The organism is Flavobacterium xizangense, from assembly GCF_054075145.1.
Map to the genome: position 1 here is coordinate 1 of NZ_JBSIPG010000369.1, position 229 is coordinate 229.

Genomic DNA, 229 nt, shown 5'->3' on the forward strand with positions numbered 1-229 from the left:
TCGCACCTGCAGCAAGGCTTGCCCGAAGTGATTCTGTGGCGGCGTTGACGACTGTAGCTCCGGCGAACTTCGCTTGTAATGCTTCTGCGTCAGCTTTTGCTTTTGCATCAGCAGCCAGTTTTGCTTGTAAAGCTTCCGCATCGGCTTTTGCCCGAGTATCCTCAGATACTTCTACCTCACTAGTTTCCTCATCCGTCCTAAAGGGTGGAGCAGATAGGGGGGTTGCGTG

Annotated in this window: 1 protein-coding gene; it reads left to right on the forward strand. The window is 53.3% G+C overall.

Translation table 11 applies throughout. From position 1 onward, the window contains the following. On the forward strand, positions 1 to 229 hold a 229-nt coding region (locus ACWA1B_RS23810), incomplete at both ends, for a hypothetical protein (RefSeq protein WP_456911173.1).